20 protein-coding genes and 4 tRNA genes are annotated in these 20,393 nt (G+C 65.1%); 4 read left to right on the top strand and 20 right to left on the bottom strand.

Annotated elements, in window-relative coordinates:
- Positions 1 to 174: 174 nt before the first annotated feature.
- From ASH04_RS23185 to ASH04_RS23135, 11 genes are all read right to left on the bottom strand, one after another.
- Positions 175 to 732 (bottom strand): adenine phosphoribosyltransferase, encoded by a 558-nt coding sequence (locus ASH04_RS23185; protein WP_051365142.1) that lies wholly within the window; start codon positions 730 to 732, stop codon positions 175 to 177.
- Positions 729 to 2,432 carry an ABC transporter substrate-binding protein gene (locus tag ASH04_RS23180; RefSeq protein WP_057474682.1) on the bottom strand — a complete coding sequence of 568 codons (1,704 nt, stop codon included), beginning with the start codon at positions 2,430 to 2,432 and terminating at the stop codon, positions 729 to 731. Before ASH04_RS23180 ends, ASH04_RS23185 begins: the two co-directional genes overlap by 4 nt.
- 20 nt (positions 2,433 to 2,452) lie before the next feature.
- Positions 2,453 to 3,634 (bottom strand): protein translocase subunit SecF, encoded by a 1,182-nt coding sequence (gene secF, locus ASH04_RS23175; protein ID WP_027496949.1) that lies wholly within the window; start codon positions 3,632 to 3,634, stop codon positions 2,453 to 2,455.
- Position 3,635: 1 nt separating this feature from the next.
- Positions 3,636 to 5,405, bottom strand: coding sequence for a protein translocase subunit SecD (gene secD, locus ASH04_RS23170; RefSeq protein WP_032365084.1), 1,770 nt, complete (start codon positions 5,403 to 5,405; stop codon positions 3,636 to 3,638).
- Positions 5,406 to 5,565: 160 nt separating this feature from the next.
- Positions 5,566 to 5,991, bottom strand: coding sequence for a preprotein translocase subunit YajC (yajC, locus tag ASH04_RS23165; protein WP_027496947.1), 426 nt, complete (start codon positions 5,989 to 5,991; stop codon positions 5,566 to 5,568).
- Between the two features lie 138 nt (positions 5,992 to 6,129).
- Positions 6,130 to 7,158, bottom strand: a complete 1,029-nt coding sequence (ruvB, locus tag ASH04_RS23160) for a Holliday junction branch migration DNA helicase RuvB (RefSeq protein ID WP_045841916.1) — start codon at positions 7,156 to 7,158, stop codon at positions 6,130 to 6,132.
- A 54-nt stretch (positions 7,159 to 7,212) separates the two neighbouring features.
- Positions 7,213 to 7,818: a Holliday junction branch migration protein RuvA gene (ruvA, locus tag ASH04_RS23155; protein WP_032382099.1), complete on the bottom strand. Its 606-nt coding sequence runs from the start codon at positions 7,816 to 7,818 to the stop codon at positions 7,213 to 7,215.
- Entirely contained in the window at positions 7,815 to 8,432 is a 618-nt protein-coding gene (ruvC, locus tag ASH04_RS23150; RefSeq protein WP_032370470.1) for a crossover junction endodeoxyribonuclease RuvC, read from the bottom strand. Before ruvC ends, ruvA begins: the two co-directional genes overlap by 4 nt.
- Positions 8,433 to 8,538: 106 nt before the next feature.
- A complete protein-coding gene (locus ASH04_RS23145) occupies positions 8,539 to 9,297 on the bottom strand; it encodes a YebC/PmpR family DNA-binding transcriptional regulator (RefSeq protein ID WP_032365082.1) in 759 nt (252 codons plus the stop codon).
- An 88-nt stretch (positions 9,298 to 9,385) separates the two neighbouring features.
- Positions 9,386 to 9,988, bottom strand: a complete 603-nt coding sequence (gene pdxT, locus ASH04_RS23140; RefSeq protein WP_032365081.1) for a pyridoxal 5'-phosphate synthase glutaminase subunit PdxT — start codon at positions 9,986 to 9,988, stop codon at positions 9,386 to 9,388.
- Complete coding sequence (locus ASH04_RS23135; RefSeq protein WP_057474681.1) at positions 9,985 to 10,836, bottom strand: acyl-CoA thioesterase; 852 nt, start codon at positions 10,834 to 10,836, stop codon at positions 9,985 to 9,987. The genes pdxT and ASH04_RS23135 overlap by 4 nt, the downstream gene beginning before the upstream one ends.
- Positions 10,837 to 10,876: 40 nt before the next feature.
- On the opposite strand from ASH04_RS23135, the gene ASH04_RS23130 reads away from it, so the two are divergent.
- Entirely contained in the window at positions 10,877 to 11,530 is a 654-nt protein-coding gene (locus ASH04_RS23130) for a hypothetical protein (protein WP_235580081.1), read from the top strand.
- 22 nt (positions 11,531 to 11,552) lie between these two features.
- Here the strand turns inward: ASH04_RS23130 and pdxS are convergent, their stop codons facing one another.
- From pdxS to ASH04_RS23085, 9 genes are all read right to left on the bottom strand, one after another.
- Positions 11,553 to 12,428: a pyridoxal 5'-phosphate synthase lyase subunit PdxS gene (gene pdxS / locus ASH04_RS23125; protein ID WP_162247565.1), complete on the bottom strand. Its 876-nt coding sequence runs from the start codon at positions 12,426 to 12,428 to the stop codon at positions 11,553 to 11,555.
- A 239-nt stretch (positions 12,429 to 12,667) separates the two neighbouring features.
- Positions 12,668 to 13,693 (bottom strand): NUDIX hydrolase, encoded by a 1,026-nt coding sequence (locus ASH04_RS23120; RefSeq protein ID WP_032365079.1) that lies wholly within the window; start codon positions 13,691 to 13,693, stop codon positions 12,668 to 12,670.
- Complete coding sequence (locus ASH04_RS23115) at positions 13,693 to 14,817, bottom strand: glycosyltransferase family 4 protein (protein ID WP_057474679.1); 1,125 nt, start codon at positions 14,815 to 14,817, stop codon at positions 13,693 to 13,695. The genes ASH04_RS23120 and ASH04_RS23115 overlap by 1 nt, the downstream gene beginning before the upstream one ends.
- The gene (locus ASH04_RS23110) at positions 14,814 to 15,719 is read right to left on the bottom strand and encodes a phosphatidylinositol mannoside acyltransferase (RefSeq protein ID WP_032370467.1); all 906 of its coding nucleotides are present in this window, start codon (positions 15,717 to 15,719) and stop codon (positions 14,814 to 14,816) included. Before ASH04_RS23110 ends, ASH04_RS23115 begins: the two co-directional genes overlap by 4 nt.
- Positions 15,716 to 16,399, bottom strand: a complete 684-nt coding sequence (gene pgsA, locus ASH04_RS23105) for a phosphatidylinositol phosphate synthase (protein ID WP_027496936.1) — start codon at positions 16,397 to 16,399, stop codon at positions 15,716 to 15,718. The genes ASH04_RS23110 and pgsA overlap by 4 nt, the downstream gene beginning before the upstream one ends.
- A gap of 25 nt (positions 16,400 to 16,424) precedes the next feature.
- The gene (locus tag ASH04_RS23100) at positions 16,425 to 16,979 is read right to left on the bottom strand and encodes an HIT family protein (RefSeq protein ID WP_027496935.1); all 555 of its coding nucleotides are present in this window, start codon (positions 16,977 to 16,979) and stop codon (positions 16,425 to 16,427) included.
- Position 16,980: 1 nt separating this feature from the next.
- Positions 16,981 to 19,041, bottom strand: coding sequence for a threonine--tRNA ligase (gene thrS / locus ASH04_RS23095; protein WP_032365075.1), 2,061 nt, complete (start codon positions 19,039 to 19,041; stop codon positions 16,981 to 16,983).
- 101 nt (positions 19,042 to 19,142) lie between these two features.
- Positions 19,143 to 19,535: a TIGR02611 family protein gene (locus tag ASH04_RS23090; protein ID WP_094621941.1), complete on the bottom strand. Its 393-nt coding sequence runs from the start codon at positions 19,533 to 19,535 to the stop codon at positions 19,143 to 19,145.
- Between the two features lie 147 nt (positions 19,536 to 19,682).
- Positions 19,683 to 19,754, bottom strand: a tRNA-Val gene (locus tag ASH04_RS23085).
- Positions 19,755 to 20,019: 265 nt separating this feature from the next.
- On the opposite strand from ASH04_RS23085, the gene ASH04_RS23080 reads away from it, so the two are divergent.
- From ASH04_RS23080 to ASH04_RS23070, 3 genes are all read left to right on the top strand, one after another.
- Positions 20,020 to 20,091, top strand: a tRNA-Gly gene (locus tag ASH04_RS23080).
- A gap of 17 nt (positions 20,092 to 20,108) precedes the next feature.
- Positions 20,109 to 20,179: transfer RNA gene (locus ASH04_RS23075), tRNA-Cys, on the top strand.
- A 38-nt stretch (positions 20,180 to 20,217) separates the two neighbouring features.
- Positions 20,218 to 20,292 (top strand) — tRNA-Val (locus tag ASH04_RS23070).
- Positions 20,293 to 20,393 lie beyond the last annotated feature (101 nt).

Here is a 20,393-nt window from a genome sequence, read left to right as displayed (position 1 = left end):
CGCTCGTATCGCCGGACGCGACCGAATCCGCACCGGTTCCCGGCCGATCGGCGACTGCGGGCCGCTCGGGCAAGGGCTGATCGATGTAACGGGTCACTCTCATCACCTCCTGCCACACATTCGCGCCGACGCCAGGACAGATCCGGTCGACGCTGTATCAGTCGACTTTAGTCCTCAGACTCGAACCAGGCAGGCGAGCGGGTAGTCACTGCACTTGCTGCGGCCGTCGAGCGCCTCGATTTCCAACACCACGGTCGCCCCGACCACCACCGCGCCCTGCTCGGCCAACAACCGAGCTGTCGCATCGACGGTACCGCCGGTGGCGAGGACATCGTCGACCACGAGCACCCGTCGACCGGCCAGCTCGATGGAGGTCGGAATCTGCAGTTCCGCGGTTCCGTATTCGAGATCGTAGGTTCGCGAGTGCACGGGCGGCGGCAGTTTGCCCGCCTTGCGTACAGCGAGCACCCCGCAACCGAGCTCGAGTCCCACGCCCGCTCCCAGCAGAAACCCTCGGGCATCGATGCCGGCCACCAGATCGACGTTCTCGAAACCCTCCGCCAATGCCGTGACGACGCTGCGCAACGCGGGCCCCTCCGCGAACACCGGGGTCAGGTCGCCGAACCGCACCCCGTCCACGGGAAAATCGTCCACCCACCGCGTCAGCCGATGCACGGCCGACACGGCATCACCGCGCACCCCGCCGTCCTGAGTCACTGTCGCATCGCTCATTTCAGAAGTACCCACCGATCCATGTTCCAGCCGGCACCGGCCGCCGTGGGGTTGGCCACGACGTCCTGCATACCGTCGCTCACGACGGTGGTGCGCGGCTCGCTGTACAGCGGAAGCGACGGCATGTCGTTCCACAGAATGTTCTCGCCCTCGGTCGCCAACGCCAGCACGCGCTCGGGATCGTCGGTCACCGCCAGCTGGTCGACGATCGAGTCGATCCGCCCGTTGCTGTACCCGCCCACGTTGAGGCCGATACCGGTTCGCAACGAGTACCGTGCAACGACGGACGACGCCGAGCCGGTCGGCCCTGGCAGCGACCCCGCGCCGCCGAGAACGGCGTCCACTGCTCCGGCACGCAGCGCGGACGGCGTGAACTCCGGTGAGCTCGCGTCCTCGACGGTGATCCCCGCCGCCGCACAATCGGTCGCCATTCGGCTGACCAGCTGAGCGCGGCGCGCGTCCGGTGCCAGGTAGCCGACGCGTACGGTCAGCGCACTGCTACCCGATGCGGCCAGTTCCTTGCCCGCGCGGTCCAGGTCCGACCGCTGGTACCGGTCGCCGACCGTCGCGGCAACCGAGGGGTACACCAGAGTGTCCGGTTGCATCAGCCGAGAATCGACGACGCTGGAGCCGGGCCCGGCCGGCGGTGCCTCGAAGCCAGGGTGCCCGAGTGTGTCGAACAGGTCCGTTCGCGGGATGCATGCGGCCACGGCCCGGCGAGCACTCGCTTCCGCCAGCGCGCCCTGGGTCGCGAACGTCAGCTGCTCGACGCCTCGCGACGGTTCCGTGACGGTCTCGAACCCCTCTGTCGAACCCAGATCGTTCGCGCCCGCACCCTGGTCGATCACGTCCAGAGATCCATCGTTGATCTTCGCCGGGACGTCGGTGCCCTTGGGCCAGATCACGACTCTCTGCGTCTCGGGCGGAATGCCCCACCAGGCGTCGTTCGCGACCAGAACCAACCCGTCCTCGGCGGTGTACGAGTCGACGCGGTACGGACCGGCCGACGGCAACAGAGACGTGTCGACAGAACCGGGCGTCAACGTCCACCCGGTGTTCCAGAAATCGGCGATCCGAGAGACGACACCGTCATCGCCGGCCACTATGGGATCGACGACGTTCGGTACCCCGGCCGCGCGCGCAGCCACGTGTGCGGGCAACAGATCGGTGGCACCGAACAGAGCTCGCCAGTTCTGGTAGCTGCGGCCCGGGGCGAAGACGACGGTGGCGTCCTTGGACCCGGGGACGCAGTCGATGCTCGAGATGTCGGAGTATCCCGCCGTCGACGCCGCGTCGAACAGGGGACGGTCGGTGGCGAACCGGCCGCTGTTGGCGGCCCACGCCAGCACCAGGTCATCGCACGCCATCGGTGCGCCGTCGGAGTATTTCGCCGCAGGCGCGATCGTGTACTGCAGCGTCAGAACGTCCCCTGGCACGACCGCGACGGTACCGATGTCGTTGTCCGACAGCGCATCACCGTCCGGTCCCAGATAGCTGAACCCGACCTGGACTCGTGTGAACGCCTGACGCGCTCCCGACGCGGCCCCGTCGACGGTCCTGGCGTTGTAGTTGTTCACCACGTTGTCGAACGAGTACCCGATGGAAGGCACCTTGTCCTCCGAGGCCGAACATGCGGTGAGCGACGCTGCGGCCAGACCCGCTGCCAGCAGTGCCGCGCTCCACCTACGTTCCACGTGCACTCTCCATCTCTACGATCTCGCTATCGGCGCTTCTTGTTCCGCTTCCCAGTGGGGCGATTGCCGGGCTGCGGTGCCGACGCCTTGCTGACATCCACGCCGACGGCCACCGGTTCGGGTGCGAGACCGGCGGCGCGCGCCGCCGCGTCGGCACGCTTGGAGTGGACCTTGCGAGTGTGGACCGCGACCGGGCCCCACTTCTCCTTCAGGGTCACCAACAGCGGCGTGGCGAAGAAGATGGACGAGTAGGCACCGACGATCATGCCGACGAGCTGCACGAGAGCGAGATCCTTGAGCGTTCCCACGCCCAGCAGCCAGACCGCGACGATCATCAACGCGATAACCGGCAGAACGCCGATCACGGTCGTGTTGATCGATCGCATCAGAGTCTGATTCACGGCAAGGTTGGCCTGCTCCGCGTACGTCTTGCGGTGCAGGTTCAAGATGCCTCGGGTGTTCTCCTCCACCTTGTCGAACACCACGACGGAGTCGTACAGCGAGAATCCCAGAATGGTCAGCAGACCGATCACCGTGGCCGGGGTCACCTCGAAGCCGACGAGTGAATAGACGCCCGCGGTGACGACGAGGTCGAAGCCCAATGCGGCCAGGGCCGCCAGCGCCATGTCCCGTTCGTATCGGATGGCGATGTAGATGCTGACGATCACCAGGAACACCGCGAGGGCTATCAGAGCCTTCTGGGTGATCTGACTCCCCCATGTCTCACTCACGTCGGAGACGCTGATGGCATTGGGCGTTGCGGTGCCCGAGTTGTCCTGCGGCTGGAAGGACTGGAACAGCGCCTGTCGAAGAGTGTCGACTTCGGCTGGATCGAGCGCCTCGGAACGGATCTGCACCGTGGCCGCAGCACCCGAGCCGACCGTCTGGACCGACACCGGGGGCATACCCAGCGAGTCGTTGTAGACGGTTTCGACCTGCTCGGTGGAGATGTTGTCCGCGGCGGGCAATGCGATGCGGGTGCCGCCCTCGAAGTCGATACCGAGCGTGAACCCACGCACGAGGAAGCTGAGCAGGCAGATCAGCACGATGACGCCGGTCAGCACGTAGTAGAACCTGCGGCGTCCGACGATCTCGAATGCACCGGTGCCGGTGTAGAGACGAGATAACCAACTGTGCCTGGGCTGCGTGGACTGGTCGACGCTCGAATCGTCGAGAGGCGATGGGGTCGAGGTGGCCGTATCGGACATGTCATGCCTCCTTCGACGGCGACGCGGCGCCGGTCTTGACGGCGACTGCCTTGTTGGCGGCGCGCTTTCGTTCGAGCGCGATCTGCTGGACCGCGCCGAGACCGTTGACGGACGGCTTGGACCAGAATTTCGACTTCGACGCCAGATTCACCAGCGGCCACGTCACCAGCACCACGACGATGACGTCGAGGATGGTCGTCAGTCCCAGGGTGAACGCGAAGCCGCGCACCTGACCCACTGCCAGTACGTACAGAACGGCAGCGGCGATGAAGCTGACCGCGTTCCCGGACAGGATGGTCTTGCGTGCGCGGGCCCAACCGCGGGGCACTGCTGATCGGAAGCTGCGGCCCTCGCGAATCTCGTCCTTGATGCGTTCGAAGAACACCACGAAAGAGTCCGCGGTCATACCGATACCGATGATCAGGCCGGCGATGCCGGCGAGGTCGAGGGTGAAGCTGATCCACCTGCCGAGCAGGATCAGAATGCCGTAGACGACGAGCCCGGCCAGCGCCAACGACAGAGCCGTGAGCAGGCCGAGGGCTCGGTAGTACAGCAGGCAGTAGACCAGCACGAGTGCCAAGCCGATGGCACCGGCGATCAGGCCTGCTTCGAGTGACGCCAATCCCAATGTGGCCGAGACCGTTTCGGCCTCGGAGGACACGAACGACAGTGGCAGCGAACCGTACTTGAGCGTGTTGGCCAGTTCGGAAGCGCTCTGCGCGTTGAAGTTGCCGGTGATCGACGTGGCACTACCGGCGGGAGTGGCACCCTGAATGACCGGCGCGCTGATCACCTTCGAGTCCAGTACGAATGCGGCCTGCTTCTGCAGGTTCGCAGCCGTGAACTGCGCCCAGGTGTTCGACCCCTCGGAATCGAACGTCAGGCTCACCTGGAACTGAGCCTGCTGGTTGTCGAATCCCGACGTCGCGTCGGCGATCTGCTGACCGTCGATGATCGTCGGACCGAGAAGGTAGACAGCTGTTCCGTCGGTGGAGCAGGCCACGAGCGGGAGTGCAGGATCGTCGTTGCCGGCAAGCGGGTCCGCGGCGTTGCAATCGAGCGACTGCATGGCGAGCTGCTGTATCTGCTGATCCTCGCTCTGACGAAGCGCCTTCGCGTCGGCGATCTCCTGGGCTGCGCGATCGGCGTCGGACAGCGACGCGTTTTCGGCGGGATCACTCGAGGTCGGGGCGTCCGTCGCGGGTGCGTCCGAGGCCGGAGCACCGGTTGTCGGAGCGGGGGTCGGGTCTACCGTCGTCGGATCCTGCGCCGGAAACACCCGACTCTGCGGAGCAGCTGGAGCAGCAGGATCGACGGCTGTCGCCGGATCTGCCGGCGCAGCCGGGTCCGTCGGGGTCTGCGGAGAACCCGGCGTCGCCTGGCCTGCGGATGGTGCAACCGACCCCACCACCGGACGAATGAACAGTCGAGCGGTCTGCCCCAGAGTTCTCGCCTGAGAGCTGTCGTCACCGGGCACCGTGATGACGAGATTGTCGCCGTCGATGACCACCTCGGAACCGGACACGCCGAGACCGTTGACGCGGGTCTCGATGATCTGCTGCGCCTGCTTGAGGCTGTCCTGCGACGGCGCATTCCCGTCGGGCGTGCGTGCAGTCAGCGTCACTCGCGTGCCGCCCTGCAGGTCGATTCCCAACTTCGGCGAGGGGTCTTTGTCTCCGGTGAAGAAGACCAGGGCATACACCGCCGCCATCAGCACCGCGAAGACGGCGAGATAGCGGGCGGGATGCACCGATCCGCTGGAAGGTGCCACGGTGTGTGATTCTCCTCTGGGCGGTGGAAAAGTGTCTGTTCCTGTTGGCTCGTGCCTCGTTGTGTCAGCGGCGGGCGGTGCGATTGTGCACCACGACGCTCACCGCAGACGAAACCGCTGCCGGATTGTGTCTCCGACAGCGGTTCGGATCTTCGTTACGTCACTCTTTTTCGAGGCGCTTTGTCGTCTGCTCGACGGTTTCGTCGGCGGGGTTCCCGACGTCCTTGTGCAGCGACGGAGCTGCCGGCTCGGTGGGGCCGACCGCGGCGGTGCCGGCGCCGGGCACCGAATCGAAGGTGTTCTCGTCCGACTCGCCGTCGTCGAACTCGGTGTCGTCGGGCAGAACCTCACGCACGACGGCGCGTGACCACGTCGTGATGACGCCGTCGGCGATCTCGAGGTCGATCGTGTCGTCCTCGACCAGGACCACTCGTGCATACAGGCCTGCGGTGGTGACGACCTCGTCGCCGACCTTCAGCGAGTCCTGCATTTCCGTGGTCTTGGCCAGCACCTTCTTCTGTCGGCGCGCGTTGAGAAACAGCGGTACCAGAAGGGCCACGATCAGCAGCGGAAACAGCAAATCCATCGGAAGGTCAGTCCTCGAAGTTCGGTTCGATAATCGTCATTGTCTCGTGCGAGAACATCGCTGGTGCGGGCCTCGCAGCTACCCAGTGTGCCATCACCTGTGGCCCGCTCGGTCCGTTCGTCTCGTGTTGCGGCCGTTTCACTCGAATAATCCCTGCTGGACCTCGGCCGATCGCACCGAAATTCCCCCGACTGCGAGGTCCGGCGGTGGGGTGAGACCGAGGTGGTGCCAGGCGGCGGCGGTGGCGACGCGACCGCGCGGCGTGCGGGCGATCATCCCGGCCCGTACCAGGAACGGCTCACACACTTCCTCGACCGTCGAGGGCTCCTCGCCGACGGCGACAGCGAGAGTGGACACTCCCACCGGTCCCCCGCCGAAACTTCGGATCAGCGCGCTGAGGACGGCACGGTCGAGGCGATCCAGTCCGAGCTTGTCCACGTCGTAGACCACCAGCGCGGCTTTGGCGGTGTCCTGGGTGACGGTGCCGTCGCCGCGCACGTCGGCGTAGTCGCGAACTCGGCGCAGCAGTCGGTTCGCGATTCGGGGTGTGCCACGCGAGCGTCCTGCGATCTCGGCGCAGCCGTCACGGTCGATGGGGACACCCAGAATACCGGCGGACCGCATCAGAATTCGTTCGAGTTCACTGGGCTCGTAGAAATCCATGTGAGCCACGAACCCGAAGCGGTCGCGCAGCGGTCCGGTGAGCGCGCCGGACCGGGTGGTCGCACCGACGAGAGTGAACGGGGCGACCTCCAAGGGAATGGATGTCGCTCCCGGCCCCTTGCCGACGATCACGTCGACACGGAAGTCCTCCATGGCCAAGTACAACATTTCCTCGGCCGGCCGGGCGATCCGATGAATCTCGTCGATGAACAGCACGTCCCCTTCGACGAGGTTGCTGAGCATCGCGGCCAGATCGCCCGCACGCTCGAGGGCGGGCCCGGAGGTCAACCGCAGTGACGTGCCGAGTTCCGCGGCGATGATCATCGCCATGCTGGTCTTTCCCAGGCCGGGCGGACCCGACATCAGGATGTGATCGGGGGTGCCGCCGCGCATCTTCGCCCCCGAGAGCACCAGCTGCAGTTGCTCACGCACCCGAGGCTGACCGATGAAATCGGTGAGGTTCTTCGGACGCAGACTGGTCTCGATATCGAGGTCGTCGGACATGGCCTCAGCACCGACCTGAGATTCCCCGAACTCGTCGTCCTCGGTCACGTCGACCTACCTGGACTTACCGAGGTACGCCAACGCGGCCCGCAGTGCGGTGGACGTCGTGGCCTCGGGCTGCTGTGCGAGTACCGCGTCGGTGGCCTCCTCGGCCTGCTTCGCCGGGAATCCGAGACCGATCAGGGCTTCGACGATCTGATCGCGCATCGAGTTGCCGACCCCGGAACCGGGCACCACGGAACTGCCGGCGCGGCCGACAACGGCGTCGACCTTGTCGCGCAGCTCGACCACCATCCTCTCGGCCCCCCGCTTGCCGATACCGGGAACTCTGGTCAGGGCCCCGATATCGCTGTCTGCCAATGCTGTTCGCAGGGAATCGGGTTCGTGCACCGCAAGCGTGGCCATCGCAATTCGTGGCCCGACTCCGGACACCGTGAGCAGCAGCTCGAACAGCTCTCGCGATTCCTTGTCGGGAAACCCGTACAGCGTTTGCGAGTCCTCGCGGACGATCATGGTGGTGAGCAGAGTGGACTCGCTCCCCCGATGCAGCGTCGCAAGCGTCGCCGGAGTGGCATTGACGCGATATCCGACACCGGCGGCCTCGAGGACCGCATGATCGAGAGCGATGTCGACCACCGAACCACGAATGGATGCGATCACCGTGCGCCCGCCTCCTTCTTGGCCAGTTTCTCGATCTTGCGCGCCACCGCGGCGCGAGCTTTGCGTTCTTCGGCCAGACGCGCGTCGTACTTGCGCTTCTGTTCGGCGGCCATCGCCTCGGCTTTGGCCATCCGGGCGATCATCGGTGCGCGCCAGCAGTGACAGATGCCCAGCGCCAACGCGTCTGCGGCATCAGCGGGAGTCGGCGCGGTCTGCAACCCGAGAATGCGCATGACCATGGCGGTGACCTGGGCCTTGTCGGCCGAACCGTTGCCGGTGACGGCTGCCTTCACCTCGCTGGGAGTGTGGAAGCAGACGTCGATACCGCGCCGGGCCGCAGCCAGTGCGATGACACCGCCGGCCTGCGCGGTGCCCATCGCCGTCCGTACATTGTGCTGAGCGAACACCCGCTCGATCGCCACCACCGACGGCTTGTGGGTATCGAGCCAATATTCCGCTGCCTCGGATATTCGCAGCAGACGCTGCGCGAGATCCATGTCGGCGGGAGTCCGGACCACATCCACGTCGAGAGCGACGACTGTGCGACCGACGCCTCCCTCGATCAAACTGAGCCCACACCTGGTGAGACCGGGGTCGACACCCATCACCCGCACGTCACCACACCTTCCGCTTACGAACTGTTGTTCGATAGCGTAGCGGAGCGCACCGACGGATCAGAGCTACGACACCCGGTCGATCACCGTGAGCAAACGGACCGGGTCAGTCCTCGTCGTCCAGTTCGGCCATGACCTCGTCCGACAGGTCGACGTTGGACCAGACGTTCTGCACGTCGTCGCTGTCTTCGAGGGCGTCGATCAGCTTGAAGACCTTGCGCGCTCCGTCTGCGTCCACCGGGACGTTGACCGAAGCCTGGAAGCTCGCCTCCGCGGAGTCGTAGTCGATGCCCGCGTCCTGCAGTGCGGTACGCACTGCGATCAGATCGGTCGGCTCACTGACGATCTCGAACGTGTCGCCGTTGTCGTTCACCTCCTCGGCACCGGCCTCGAGAACGGCCATCAGCACGTCGTCCTCGCTCTGACCGTTCTTCTCGAGGGTCACCACACCCTTGCGCGAGAACAGGTACGACACCGAACCCGGATCGGCCATGTTTCCGCCGTTGCGCGTCATCGCGACGCGAACCTCGCCTGCGGCGCGATTGCGGTTGTCGGTGAGGCACTCGATGAGGATGGCGACACCGTTGGGTCCGTAGCCCTCGTACATAATGGTCTGCCAATCGGCACCACCGGTCTCTTCGCCTGCACCTCGCTTGCGCGCCCGCTCGATGTTGTCGATGGGCACCGAGGTCTTCTTCGCCTTCTGAATGGCGTCGAAGAGCGTCGGGTTCCCGGTGGGGTCACCGCCACCCGTGCGGGCCGCCACCTCGATGTTCTTGATGAGCTTGGCGAAAGACTTGCCACGTCGGGCGTCGATCACCGCCTTCTTGTGCTTGGTGGTGGCCCATTTTGAGTGGCCGCTCATGCGATAGGGCCCCTTCCTGCTCGAAATCAGTGTTGTCGACTTTACTCGCCCGTGTCCTTGCTCCGCCCCAACCGGCGATTACGGGTTTCTACGCGCTGCGCACCATGTCCACGAAGAGTCGGTGCACTCGATCGTCTCCGGTGACCTCGGGATGGAAGCTGGTGGCGAGCACTCGGTTCTGCCGCACGGCAACCACGCGGCCCGCAGCAGGCCCGTTCGGGACGGTGGCCAGTACCTCGACGTCCGCACCGACACGTTCGACCCAGGGCGCGCGAATGAACACTGCGCGCATCGGTCCGCCCTCGATGTCGGTGAATTCCAGATCGGTTTCGAACGAGTCGACCTGTCGGCCGAAAGCGTTGCGGCGCACGGTGATATCGAGACCGTCGAGGTGTTGAGCGTCGGGCCGGGTATCGAGAATGTCCGACGCCAGCAGGATCATCCCCGCGCACGATCCGTACGCGGGCATACCCTCGGCCAGACGAGCTCGCAGCGGCCCGAGCAGATCGAATACACCGAGCAGGGTGCTCATCGTCGTGGATTCGCCACCGGGAATGATCAACCCGTCGATTCGGGCGAGTTCGTCCGGCCGCCGCACGGTGATTCCGTGCGCACCGCTCGACTCCAGCGCCGCCAAGTGCTCGCGAACATCGCCCTGCAGTGCGAGTACGCCGATCGTCGGCGGCGTCACTTCAATCCGAAGGGATCGACGTGTGGCTTCGAGGTGTCCCGCTCGAAGCGCATCAGTCCCTCTTGGACGACGGCGGCGACCATACGACCGGAGATGTCGAAGATTCGCCCCTGGGCCAGCGCTCGTCCGAAATCAGCGGACGGCGACGTCTGGTCGTAGAGCAGCCATTCGTCCGCTCGGAACGGCCTGAGGAACCACAGCGCGTGATCGAGGGAGGCCGTCTGCGTGACGGCGTCCGGGTGCGGCACCTTGGCCGATCCGATGAGCGTCATGTCGCTCATGTAGGCGAGCGCGCAGACGTGGAACACCTGATCGTCGGGCAGCGTGTCGCGGTACCTGAACCAGACCCGTTGCTGCGCAGCGAAACTGGGATGCTTGACGGTCTGATCGTCGGGAATGAGACGGATGTCCCATTCGGACCACTCCTTGTAGTAGGAGGTGTCGTACTCCGCCAGAGTGGTGGGGTCGGGCAACGATTCCGGTCCGACTATCTCGGGCATGAGGTCCTGATGGGAGATCCCGTCGTCGTCGCCGTGGAACGAGGCGGACATCGTGAAGATGGCCTTGCCGTGCTGAATTCCGGTCACTCGACGAGTGCAGAACGACCGGCCGTCCCGAATGCGATCGACCATGAACACGGCCGGCTCGTTCGGGTTACCCGGCCGAAGAAAGTAGCCGTGCAGCGAATGCACGCGGAACTCGGGTGCCACGGTGCGCACGGCCGCGACGAGCGCCTGGCCGGCAACCTGGCCGCCGAACGTCCGCGGCAGCCGGCTCGGGAACGTGCGTCCCCGATAGATGTCGTTCTCGATTCGTTCCAATTCGAGAATGTCCTCGATGCTGGCCATGGCTGTGTCCACCTTTCTGTGACAACGGCTCAGGCTAACAATGAGTGGACCAGGCAAGATGGTCGGTGTGGGTCAACCGATACCGATATTTCCCGATCTTCTGACCAGGTCGATCGTCGATGCGTGCCCCGCCGAGTCGCGAACGATCGTTGTCGTCGACGGTGCCGACGCCGCGAAGCCGGTCGACTTCGCCTCTCGCACAGCCGAACACGCCCGCGCACAGGGCAGGCGTGCCGACGTCGTCGACCTGCACGATTACGTCCGGCCGGCGTCCATTCGATTCGAGTATTCGCGAACGGACGAATTGAGCTACCGCACTGTGTGGTTCGACTACGATGCCGTGATCCGCGAGGTCGTCGCGCCGCTGCGTGCCGGTGGCCGAGGTCACTATCTGCCGCGTCTGTGGGATGAGGCAACCGATCGATCCGCCCGCGCTCGTACCGTCGAGGCCGCGCCGAATCACCTAGTCCTGATTGCCGGCCCGATGCTGCTGGGCCGAGGACTGGACGTCGATCTTCGAGTGCAGTTGCGGTTGTCCGAGGGTGCGCTGCGTCGGAGAACCGACACGGCCGACCAATGGACCTGCACGGCACTGCTCGAGTACTACGACTCGATCGACGAGTCCGCCGAGCGGCCGGACTTCGCGGTCCGGTGGGACCATCCGGACCGCCCGGCACTGGAACGCAGTCAGTAGCTACGCAACCGGAAGAGGACGGTCACCAACCGCGCTCGGCGAGCCGGTGTGCGACGGGCAGGTCGTCGACGTTGATGCCGACCATCGCCTCGCCGAGTCCACGGGAGACCTTGGCGAGGACATCCGGGTCGTCGAAGAAGGTAGTGGCCTTGACGATTGCCTCGGCACGTTCTTTCGGGTTGCCGGACTTGAAGATTCCCGATCCGACGAACACTCCCTCGGCACCGAGTTGCATCATCATCGCTGCGTCGGCCGGGGTGGCGATGCCGCCGGCGGTGAACAACGTGACGGGCAGCTTTCCGGCACGGGCGATCTCGACGACGAGATCGTGCGGAGCCTGCAATTCCTTCGCCGCGACGTAGAGCTCGTCTTCGGGAAGTGATGTGAGACGACGAATCTCGTCGCGAATCTTGCGCATGTGGGTCGTCGCGTTCGAGACGTCGCCGGTGCCGGCCTCGCCCTTGGAGCGAATCATGGCTGCGCCCTCGGTGATTCGACGCAGTGCTTCACCCAGGTTGGTGGCACCACACACGAACGGAACGGTGAAATTCCACTTGTCGATGTGATTGGCGTAGTCGGCCGGGGTGAGGACCTCGGACTCGTCGATGTAGTCGACACCCAGGCTCTGCAGGATCTGCGCCTCGACGAAGTGCCCGATGCGGGCCTTGGCCATCACCGGAATGCTGACCGAGGAGATGATGCTGTCGATCATGTCCGGATCGCTCATCCGCGACACCCCGCCCTGCGCGCGGATGTCGGCGGGAACGCGCTCGAGCGCCATGACGGCAACGGCACCGGCATCCTCGGCGATCTTCGCCTGGTCTGCGGTGACCACGTCCATGATGACGCCGCCCTTGAGCATCTCGGCCATACCGCGCTTGACGCGAGCGGTGCCGATTCCGTTCTCGTTGGACCCGCCGTCAGCGGATCCAGTGGAAACAGCGGGCGAATTGGGGGCGTGTGGGGTACTCAAGCCAACTCCTGTGTTCTCGGCAGTCCGGATCTTCGCGCAGAGCCGCTGCCCTGCCCGCGAAGGGGCGGGCCGGCGCGGCGACGCGCCCAGAACTGTAGGCCGCTACCGCGTCGTTTCCCATAACCACTTGACGATTGCTGGACTGGTCGGAAAGGTCCAGATTGTCAGCGGATGGCCCTGACGTCCGGGTCGCCGCGTCGCGCGAGCGCTACGTTGACCTCGTCGAGAAGTTCGGCCAGATCCTGTGGATACACGTTTTCGCCGACCGCACTCAGCGCCCGGATGTCTGCCTCGGTACACCAGCGATGCCCGGTGACGGTTCGTCGCTCGAAGTCCGTGAACCCGGCACTCTCGGGCTCGAACTCCTGCGTCCGATGCGCGAAGAACAGTTCCTCGGACCGGATCAACGTTCCGTTGAACGGGAAGGTCGCAACTCGACGCCACAGCGGTCCGCGCAGGTCGGACGCGTCGACGGTCAGGCCGGTCTCCTCGTGCACTTCGCGTACCGCTGCCTCGCGAAGGGACTCCCCCTTTTCGACCGCACCTCCGATGGTGAACCAGAAGAACGTCTCGGGCACCGTGGGGTCGTGTCCACGCAGGAGCAGGACACGGCCACGCTCGTCGAGCAACACCACCCGCGCAGAGGTACGCGGCGTCGCCCGAGTCTCACTACCGAACGTTGCCGCGGCCGAGCGCTCCGCGATCTCGAAGTACGACGGCAGGGCCGCGGTGCCGCCGAGATGCAGCCACCGCACCGGACGGCGTACCCGCAGAGCGAGGGTGTCTCGGACGGCGTCGTTGTGGAAGCGTCGTGCGATCAACACGCGTGCTTCGGCGTCGGCGAGTTCGGCGACCAGTTGTGGTGGCAGCGCGGCCGGTTCGACAACGGCGAGTGCCATGGACACCGCGTTCTCCGCTTCCTCCCGCTGCGATCGGTCGGCGCGTTCGGCTCGATCTGCCAGTGCAGCAAGCTCTTTGCTCGACGACACCGAGCCCCGGGTGGCGGCCGACACGGCTCGCGCGACGACGGCTCGGCGCGCGAGTGCGGCGTCGAGGGCCTGCCAGGCGAGGTCTGTGCGAACGTGGAGCCGATCGAGTCGGTTGGCGGTTCCGTAGGCCCACAGCCCGACGACGAGGATCAGAACCGCGATCAGTCCGAGAACCAGGATGGTGACGGCAGACAGTGTCATCAGCTCGCGGCTCGCACTTTCTGCCCGCCGAGGGTGACCGTCTCGTACACGCGCAGGATCTGCTCGGCGACGACAGGCCAGTCGTACGTGGACACGGCCGCCGAGGCGGCGTCGACGAGACGCTCGCGGACGGCGTCGTCGGACAGAATGGAGGTGACCGCTGCCGCGAGTGCCGCGGAATCGTCGATCGGAACCAGCAGGCCACATGTGCCGTCGCGTAGAACCCGACGGAACGCGTCCAGTTCGCTTGCCACCACGGGGGTTCCGGCTGCCATCGCCTCCACCAGAACGATGCCGAAGCTCTCACCGCCGAGGTTGGGGGCGCAGTACACGTCGGCGCTACGCATCGCGGAAGCCTTCGTCGCGTCGTCCACCTGGCCGAGGAAGGTCAGATGCGAGGCCAGCGCACCTGCTTCCTTGCGAAGCTTGTCCTCGTCGCCCCTGCCGACGATGAGAATTTCGATGTCGGGGTGAGATTCGACGAGGGCCGGTAACGCGCCCAGCAGCACGGCCATTCCCTTGCGCGGTTCGTCGAAGCGGCCCAGGAACAGCACTGTCCGGCCCGGACGTGGATAGCCGTCGAGCACGTCTGCGTCGGCGAACGCCGGCACGTCGACTCCGTTCGGAATTTCGACCGCATCGGACCCGAGCGCCTCGACCTGCCATCGCCGTGCCAACTCGGACACGGCGATCCGGCCGCTGATCTTCTCGTGATAGGGCCGCAGCACGCCCTGGAACGTGCTGAGCACGAGAGACTTGGTGGTGGATGTGTGGAACGTGGCCACGATCGGGCCGTCCGCGGCCTTGAGTGCGAGCATCGACAGACTCGGCGCATTGGGCTCGTGAATGTGCAGCACGTCGAAGTCGTTTTCCGAGATCCACTTTCGGATCCGTGAGTACGTCACCGGGCCGAATCGCAGCCGGGCGACCGACCCGTTGTACGGAATGGCCAAGGCTTCTCCGGCCGACACCACGAATTCGGGGAGCTCGACACCCTCCGAGGCAGGGGCCAGCACACTGACCCGGTGACCGCGCTCGATGAAGACCTCGGCCAACTGCTGGACGTGGGCCTGCACTCCGCCCGGCACGTCGAACGAGTACGGGCACACCATGCCGATCCTCATGTGCCCTCGATTCGGGCCCGGCGCTCTGCCGACCAGTCGCTCATCCACAGCGGCTGCAGCATGTGCCAATCGGCGGGATGAGCGCGGATACCGGCGGCGAAATGATCCGCAACCGTCTGGGTCGCAGCGGCTACTCCCTGCGAGACGTCCACCGCGGGCGAGATGTCGAATCCCCAACCGTCGCCGTCGAAATAGCCGTGTACCGGGAGCAGCGTGGCACCGGTGTCGATGGCGAGCTTGGCCGCACCCGCCGGCATTCGTGTCGGTTCCCCGAAGAAGGTCACCGGTACTCCGTGCTTGGCCAGGTCTCGTTCGCCGAGCAGGCAGACCACCTTGTTCTGGCGCAGTCTGTCGGACAACGCGAGCAGGGGCGGTTGCTCGCCGCCGCTGAGCGGAAAGATCTCGAATCCCAGGCTCTCGCGATACGCCACGAAGCGTTGGTACAGCGACTCCGGCTTCAGCCTCTCGGCCACGGTCGACAGGCCACCGTGCGTCCGTACCAACCACATTCCGGCCATGTCCCAGTTGCCGCTGTGCGGTAGTGCGAGCACCACTCCCTTGCCAGCACCGAGCGCCGCTTCGAGATGTTCCTTGCCGTACACGCACCGATCGATGACGGCCGCCTGAGCGGCCAGGTCCATGGACGGCAGCCGGAATGCCTCACGCCAGTACCGGGCGTAGGAGCGAACACTGTCTCGGATCAGGTCATCCGGGACCTGCTCCGCCGTGGTCCCCAGCACCCGAGCGAGATTGCGGCGCAGCTGATCCGGGCCGCCATTACGGGACGAGGCGAAGTCGGCACCGCGGTCGAACAACCGACGGGCGACACCCTCGGGTAACGACCGGACGAGACGCCACCCCGCGGCGTACCCGGCGTCGGACGCGCGTTCCGACAGATTCATGTCGGCTCCACACCGCCGTCGTCGGAGACCGACGGAGCCGGCGGCACGATGATGTCGCGGGCACCCTCGGATCCGCGGACGGCGAGCACTCGTTGGAACACGGTCACGATGCTCAGCGCGGCAAGAATCCACATTGCGGGATAGATGAGACTGTCCAGCCACGGAATGTCGAAATGTCTTCCGACACCGGTGAGCCCGGCCCCGACCAGAACGATGACGAGGCGGTCGGGTCGTTCGATCCAACCACCGTCCGCGGACAGGCCGCTGGCCTCGGCGCGCGCTTTGGCGTACGAGATGACCTGCGAGGTGACCAGGCAGACGAGAGTGGCAACGAGCAGTAGCTTGTCGTTCTCGGAATACACGGCCCACCAGGCCAAGCCGCCGAATATCGCGCCGTCCGCAACGCGGTCGCACGTCGCGTCGAGAACGGCACCGTATTTGGTGCCGCCTCCTCGTGCGCGAGCCATCGCGCCGTCGAGCATGTCGAACAGAACGAACAGGGTGATGACGATCGAGCCCCACCACAGGTAGCCGGCAGGGAACATCGTCACCGCAGCGGTCACTGTGACGACCGTGCCGATGATTGTCACCGAGTCCGGAGTCAGGCCGGTGCTGTTGAGCGCGCGGCCCAACGGGGCCGTCAACTTCGAGACCGGCGCACGGCCGAAGATGCTCAGCACGCCGCACGCTCCCCTTGCCGGTGGTTCATTCGTTCCAGGCCGAGGCAAGCAGGGCCCGAGTGTCGCGGAGCAGTTGCGGCATCACCTTGGCACCGCCGATCACCGTGATGAAGTTGGCGTCACCACCCCACCGCGGCACGATGTGCTGGTGCAGGTGCTCGGCCAGCGAACCGCCTGCAGCCGCCCCGAGGTTGAGGCCGACATTGAAACCGTGCGGGCTCGACACTCGCTTGATCACGCGAATCATCTTCTGCGTGAACGCCATCAGCTCCGAGCTCTCGGCGGGCGTGAGATCCTCGAGCGCCGCGACACGTCGGTACGGCACGATCATCGTGTGGCCGGGGTTGTACGGGTACAGGTTGAGTACGGCATACACCGATTCGCCGCGCGCGACGACCAGTCCGTCCTCGTCCGTCATCTTCGGGATGTCGGAGAACGGCTCGGTCGACTTCGCCGAACCCTCCGCCGAACCCTGTGGGGCCTCGGCGATATACGACATCCGATGGGGAGTCCACAATCGCTGCAGCCGATCCGGTTCACCGGCACCGGTGGCGACGATCGACTCGTCGTGTTCTTCCATGTCAGCTCACTCCGGCGGTACTGGTCTGCACGAGTTCGGCGGTCGGTGATGCGTTGTTTCGCGCGGCGATCCACTCGGTGATCACGGTCACGGCCTCCGCCACCGGAACCCCGTTGACCTGAGTGCCGTCCCGGAATCGGAAGCTGACGGCACCTGCTTCGACGTCGCGCTCGCCGGCCAGCAGCATGAACGGGACCTTCTGCGCTGTTTGATTGAAGATTTTCTTCTGCATTCGGTCGTCGCTCGCATCGACCTCGGCCCTGACTCCGCGCTTCTTCAGTTCCTTCACCACCGCGAAGAGGTGGTCCTGATGCACCTCGGCCACCGGAATTCCGACGACCTGCACGGGCGCCAGCCAGGCCGGAAAAGCACCGGCGTAGTGCTCGGTCAGCACACCGAAGAACCGCTCGATGGATCCGAACAGGGCACGGTGAATCATCACCGGGCGCTCCTTGGTACCACCGGAACCGGTGTACTCGAGCTCGAAACGCTCGGGCAGGTTGAAGTCGAGCTGAATGGTCGACATCTGCCAGGTGCGGCCGAGCGCATCCTTCGCCTGTACCGAGATCTTCGGACCGTAGAACGCGGCACCGCCCGGGTCGGGCACCAGATCGAGACCCGACGCCGCGGCCACCTCGGCGAGGGTGGTGGTCGCCTCTTCCCAAACTTCGTCGCTGCCGACGGACTTCTCAGGATTACGAGTCGACAGTTCGAGGTAGAAGTCGTCGAGTCCGTAGTCCTTGAGCAGCCCGAGAACGAATTCGAGGGTGCTGGTGAGCTCGCCGCGCATCTGGTCGCGAGTGCAGAAGATGTGCGCGTCGTCCTGGGTCATGCCGCGCACTCGGGTCAGACCGTGGATGACGCCGGACTTCTCGTAGCGGTACACCGAGCCGAACTCGAACAAGCGCAGCGGCAGTTCACGGTACGAGCGGCCGCGGGAGCGGAAGATCAGATTGTGCATCGGGCAGTTCATCGGCTTGAGGTAGTAATCCTGGCCGGGCTTGCGCACGTCGCCGTTCTCGTCGAGTTCGGCATCCAGGTGCATCGCCGGGAACATGCCGTCCCGGTACCAATCGAGGTGACCGGACACCTCGTACAGATGGCCTTTGGTGATGTGCGGGGTGTTGACGAACTCGTAGCCCTCTTCGATGTGGCGCTGACGTGAGTAGTTCTCGAGTTCGTTGCGGATCACGCCGCCCTTGGGGTGGAACACCGGAAGACCGGAACCCAGTTCGTCGGGAAAGCTGAACAGGTCCAACTCGGAACCGAGCTTGCGGTGATCACGACGTTCGGCTTCGGCGAGCAACTCGAGATGCGCATCGAGCGCCTCGGTGGACTCCCAGGCGGTGCCGTAGATGCGTTGCAGATCGGCGTTGTCCTGGTTGCCCCGCCAGTACGCAGCCGAGCTGCGGGTGAGCTTGAACGCCGGCACGTACTTGGTGGTGGGGATGTGCGGGCCGCGGCACAGATCGCCCCAGATGCGTTCACCGGTACGGGGATTGAGGTTGTCGTACGCGGTGAGCTCTCCCCCGCCGACTTCCATGACCTCGGGATCGTCGATCCCGGACTTGTCGTCGATAAGTTCGAGTTTGTAGGGCTCGTTCGCCAACTCTTCACGGGCCTGATCGACCGATTCGTACACCCGACGCGAGAACCGCTGCCCGGCCTTGACGATCTGCTTCATCTTCTTCTCGAGCGCAGTCAGATCCTCTGGGGTGAACGGCTGCTTCACGTCGAAGTCGTAGTAGAAGCCGTCCTTGATGAACGGTCCGATGCCCAGCTTGGCATCGGGGAAGAGCTCCTGAACGGCCTGAGCAAGAACGTGCGCAGCCGAATGCCTGATGACGCTTCGCCCGTCCTCGGTGTTCGCCGGGACCGGCTCGACCTCGGTATCGGAGTCGGGAGCCCACGACAGATCACGGAGCTTGCCCTCCGGATCTCGCACGACGACGATCGCGTCCGGACCCTTGTTCGGCAGACCGGTGTCGCGTAGCGCCGTACCTGCGGTCGTTCCTGCCTGCACCGAGATGCGGGCGGGCGAGACGGCGGCGACAACGGGCATGCTCACAGCGATGTACTCCTCGATCGGTTCATCTGGCCAGGAAGGCCTCCGACAGCCTATCGGCAACGGGCCACCGCGCGGCCCTCAGCGCGGCGCGTGCGTCACAAGGGACTCTCGAGCCAGGTCCAGTCGAGGCCGAACCAACCTCCGACCAGCGCGAAAGTGCCCAGAAGCCACAGTGTTGCGAGCACGACGACCGTCGTGAACAACACGCCGAGTCCCTTGACGACGATCGACTGCTTCGAGAACCAGGCCATGAACGCGTCGTACCTCTTGCGGACGAAGCGCAGCGCGCCCTTGGCCCACTCGAACTCCGAGGCCAGGATGCCCAGTCCTGCGAACACGATCAGCCAGCCGGGGCCGGGGTACGGAATGGCCAGCACACCCAACGCCAACACCAGAGCTCCGACGACACCGACAGTGATCCGGTAGGCGAGATCGAGCGACTTGTTCTCGGCGATGCGAGACCGAAACCGTCGATGCTTCTTCGCCAGCTGTTCTGCCGGACCACTCGAGTCCGCTGTGCTGGTCTTGCCGTCCGCCTCGCGGGACGTGGATCCGTCGGTGCTCACCGGGTCAGATTACCGGGACGGAACACGAAAAAGCCCGCACCGACAAGCGGTGCGGGCTTTCTTCGTCTGTGGTCCCGGCTGGGATCGAACCAGCGACCTTCCGCGTGTGAAGCGGACGCTCTTCCACTGAGCCACGGGACCGAACGAGGCAAAACATTAACACGAGGTGTCGCAGTGGATCGAATCGCCTGCTCCGGCTCGTCGATGTCGCATTCGACGCCTGCATCGAGCGCAGACCTCGCTCCCCCGGACCCGGCCCGACCCCATCTTTCACACGGTTCACAGCCGCCAGAGACCCGAATTCTGGGGCTGACCACGAGATTTGTGAGTTTCACTCCCGTTGGGTTAATGTTTTCCCCGCACCACGGAGACAGCAACTGCCCAGCAGTGATTGCCTCCGGGGTATGCGGATGTGGCGCAGTGGTAGCGCATCACCTTGCCAAGGTGAGGGTCGCGGGTTCGAATCCCGTCATCCGCTCGAGGGTCTCGACCCATGGTGGAGTGGCCGAGTGGTGAGGCAACGGCCTGCAAAGCCGTGCACACGGGTTCGATTCCCGTCTCCACCTCGCTAGTGCATCGGTTGTGAAGGCCGATGCGAGGACATGCGCGATTAGCTCAGCGGGAGAGCGCTTCCCTGACACGGAAGAGGTCACTGGTTCAATCCCAGTATCGCGCACCACAGTCAGAACAAAGGACCCCCTTTCGAGGGGGTCCTTTTTTCGTGGCTTACCCAGTCTCGGTGGTGATTCACGCCATAGAAGTGCACAGTGGAGACGACGC

Origin of the sequence: Rhodococcus sp. Leaf233 (genome assembly GCF_001426165.1) — a bacterium.
GTDB classification, from domain to species: Bacteria; Actinomycetota; Actinomycetes; order Mycobacteriales; family Mycobacteriaceae; genus Rhodococcoides; species Rhodococcoides fascians.
Note: the sequence above shows the minus strand (reverse complement) of the source record. Positions and strands in the feature narration are given on the sequence as shown.

What these genes read in the sequence shown, in the direction of transcription:
- ASH04_RS23185 (WP_051365142.1), bottom strand. Translation starts at nt 732, where the DNA reads ATGAGCGATGCGACAGTGACTCAGGACGGCGGGGTGCGCGGTGATGCC.
- secF (WP_027496949.1), bottom strand. Translation starts at nt 3,634, where the DNA reads ATGTCCGATACGGCCACCTCGACCCCATCGCCTCTCGACGATTCGAGC.
- yajC (WP_027496947.1), bottom strand. Translation starts at nt 5,991, where the DNA reads ATGGATTTGCTGTTTCCGCTGCTGATCGTGGCCCTTCTGGTACCGCTG.
- ruvB (WP_045841916.1), bottom strand. Translation starts at nt 7,158, where the DNA reads ATGTCCGACGACCTCGATATCGAGACCAGTCTGCGTCCGAAGAACCTC.
- ASH04_RS23145 (WP_032365082.1), bottom strand. Translation starts at nt 9,297, where the DNA reads ATGAGCGGCCACTCAAAATGGGCCACCACCAAGCACAAGAAGGCGGTG.
- ASH04_RS23135 (WP_057474681.1), bottom strand. Translation starts at nt 10,836, where the DNA reads ATGGCCAGCATCGAGGACATTCTCGAATTGGAACGAATCGAGAACGAC.
- ASH04_RS23130 (WP_235580081.1), top strand. Translation starts at nt 10,877, where the DNA reads ATGAGTGGACCAGGCAAGATGGTCGGTGTGGGTCAACCGATACCGATA.
- ASH04_RS23120 (WP_032365079.1), bottom strand. Translation starts at nt 13,693, where the DNA reads ATGACACTGTCTGCCGTCACCATCCTGGTTCTCGGACTGATCGCGGTT.
- ASH04_RS23115 (WP_057474679.1), bottom strand. Translation starts at nt 14,817, where the DNA reads ATGAGGATCGGCATGGTGTGCCCGTACTCGTTCGACGTGCCGGGCGGA.
- ASH04_RS23110 (WP_032370467.1), bottom strand. Translation starts at nt 15,719, where the DNA reads ATGAATCTGTCGGAACGCGCGTCCGACGCCGGGTACGCCGCGGGGTGG.
- ASH04_RS23100 (WP_027496935.1), bottom strand. Translation starts at nt 16,979, where the DNA reads ATGGAAGAACACGACGAGTCGATCGTCGCCACCGGTGCCGGTGAACCG.
- thrS (WP_032365075.1), bottom strand. Translation starts at nt 19,041, where the DNA reads ATGCCCGTTGTCGCCGCCGTCTCGCCCGCCCGCATCTCGGTGCAGGCA.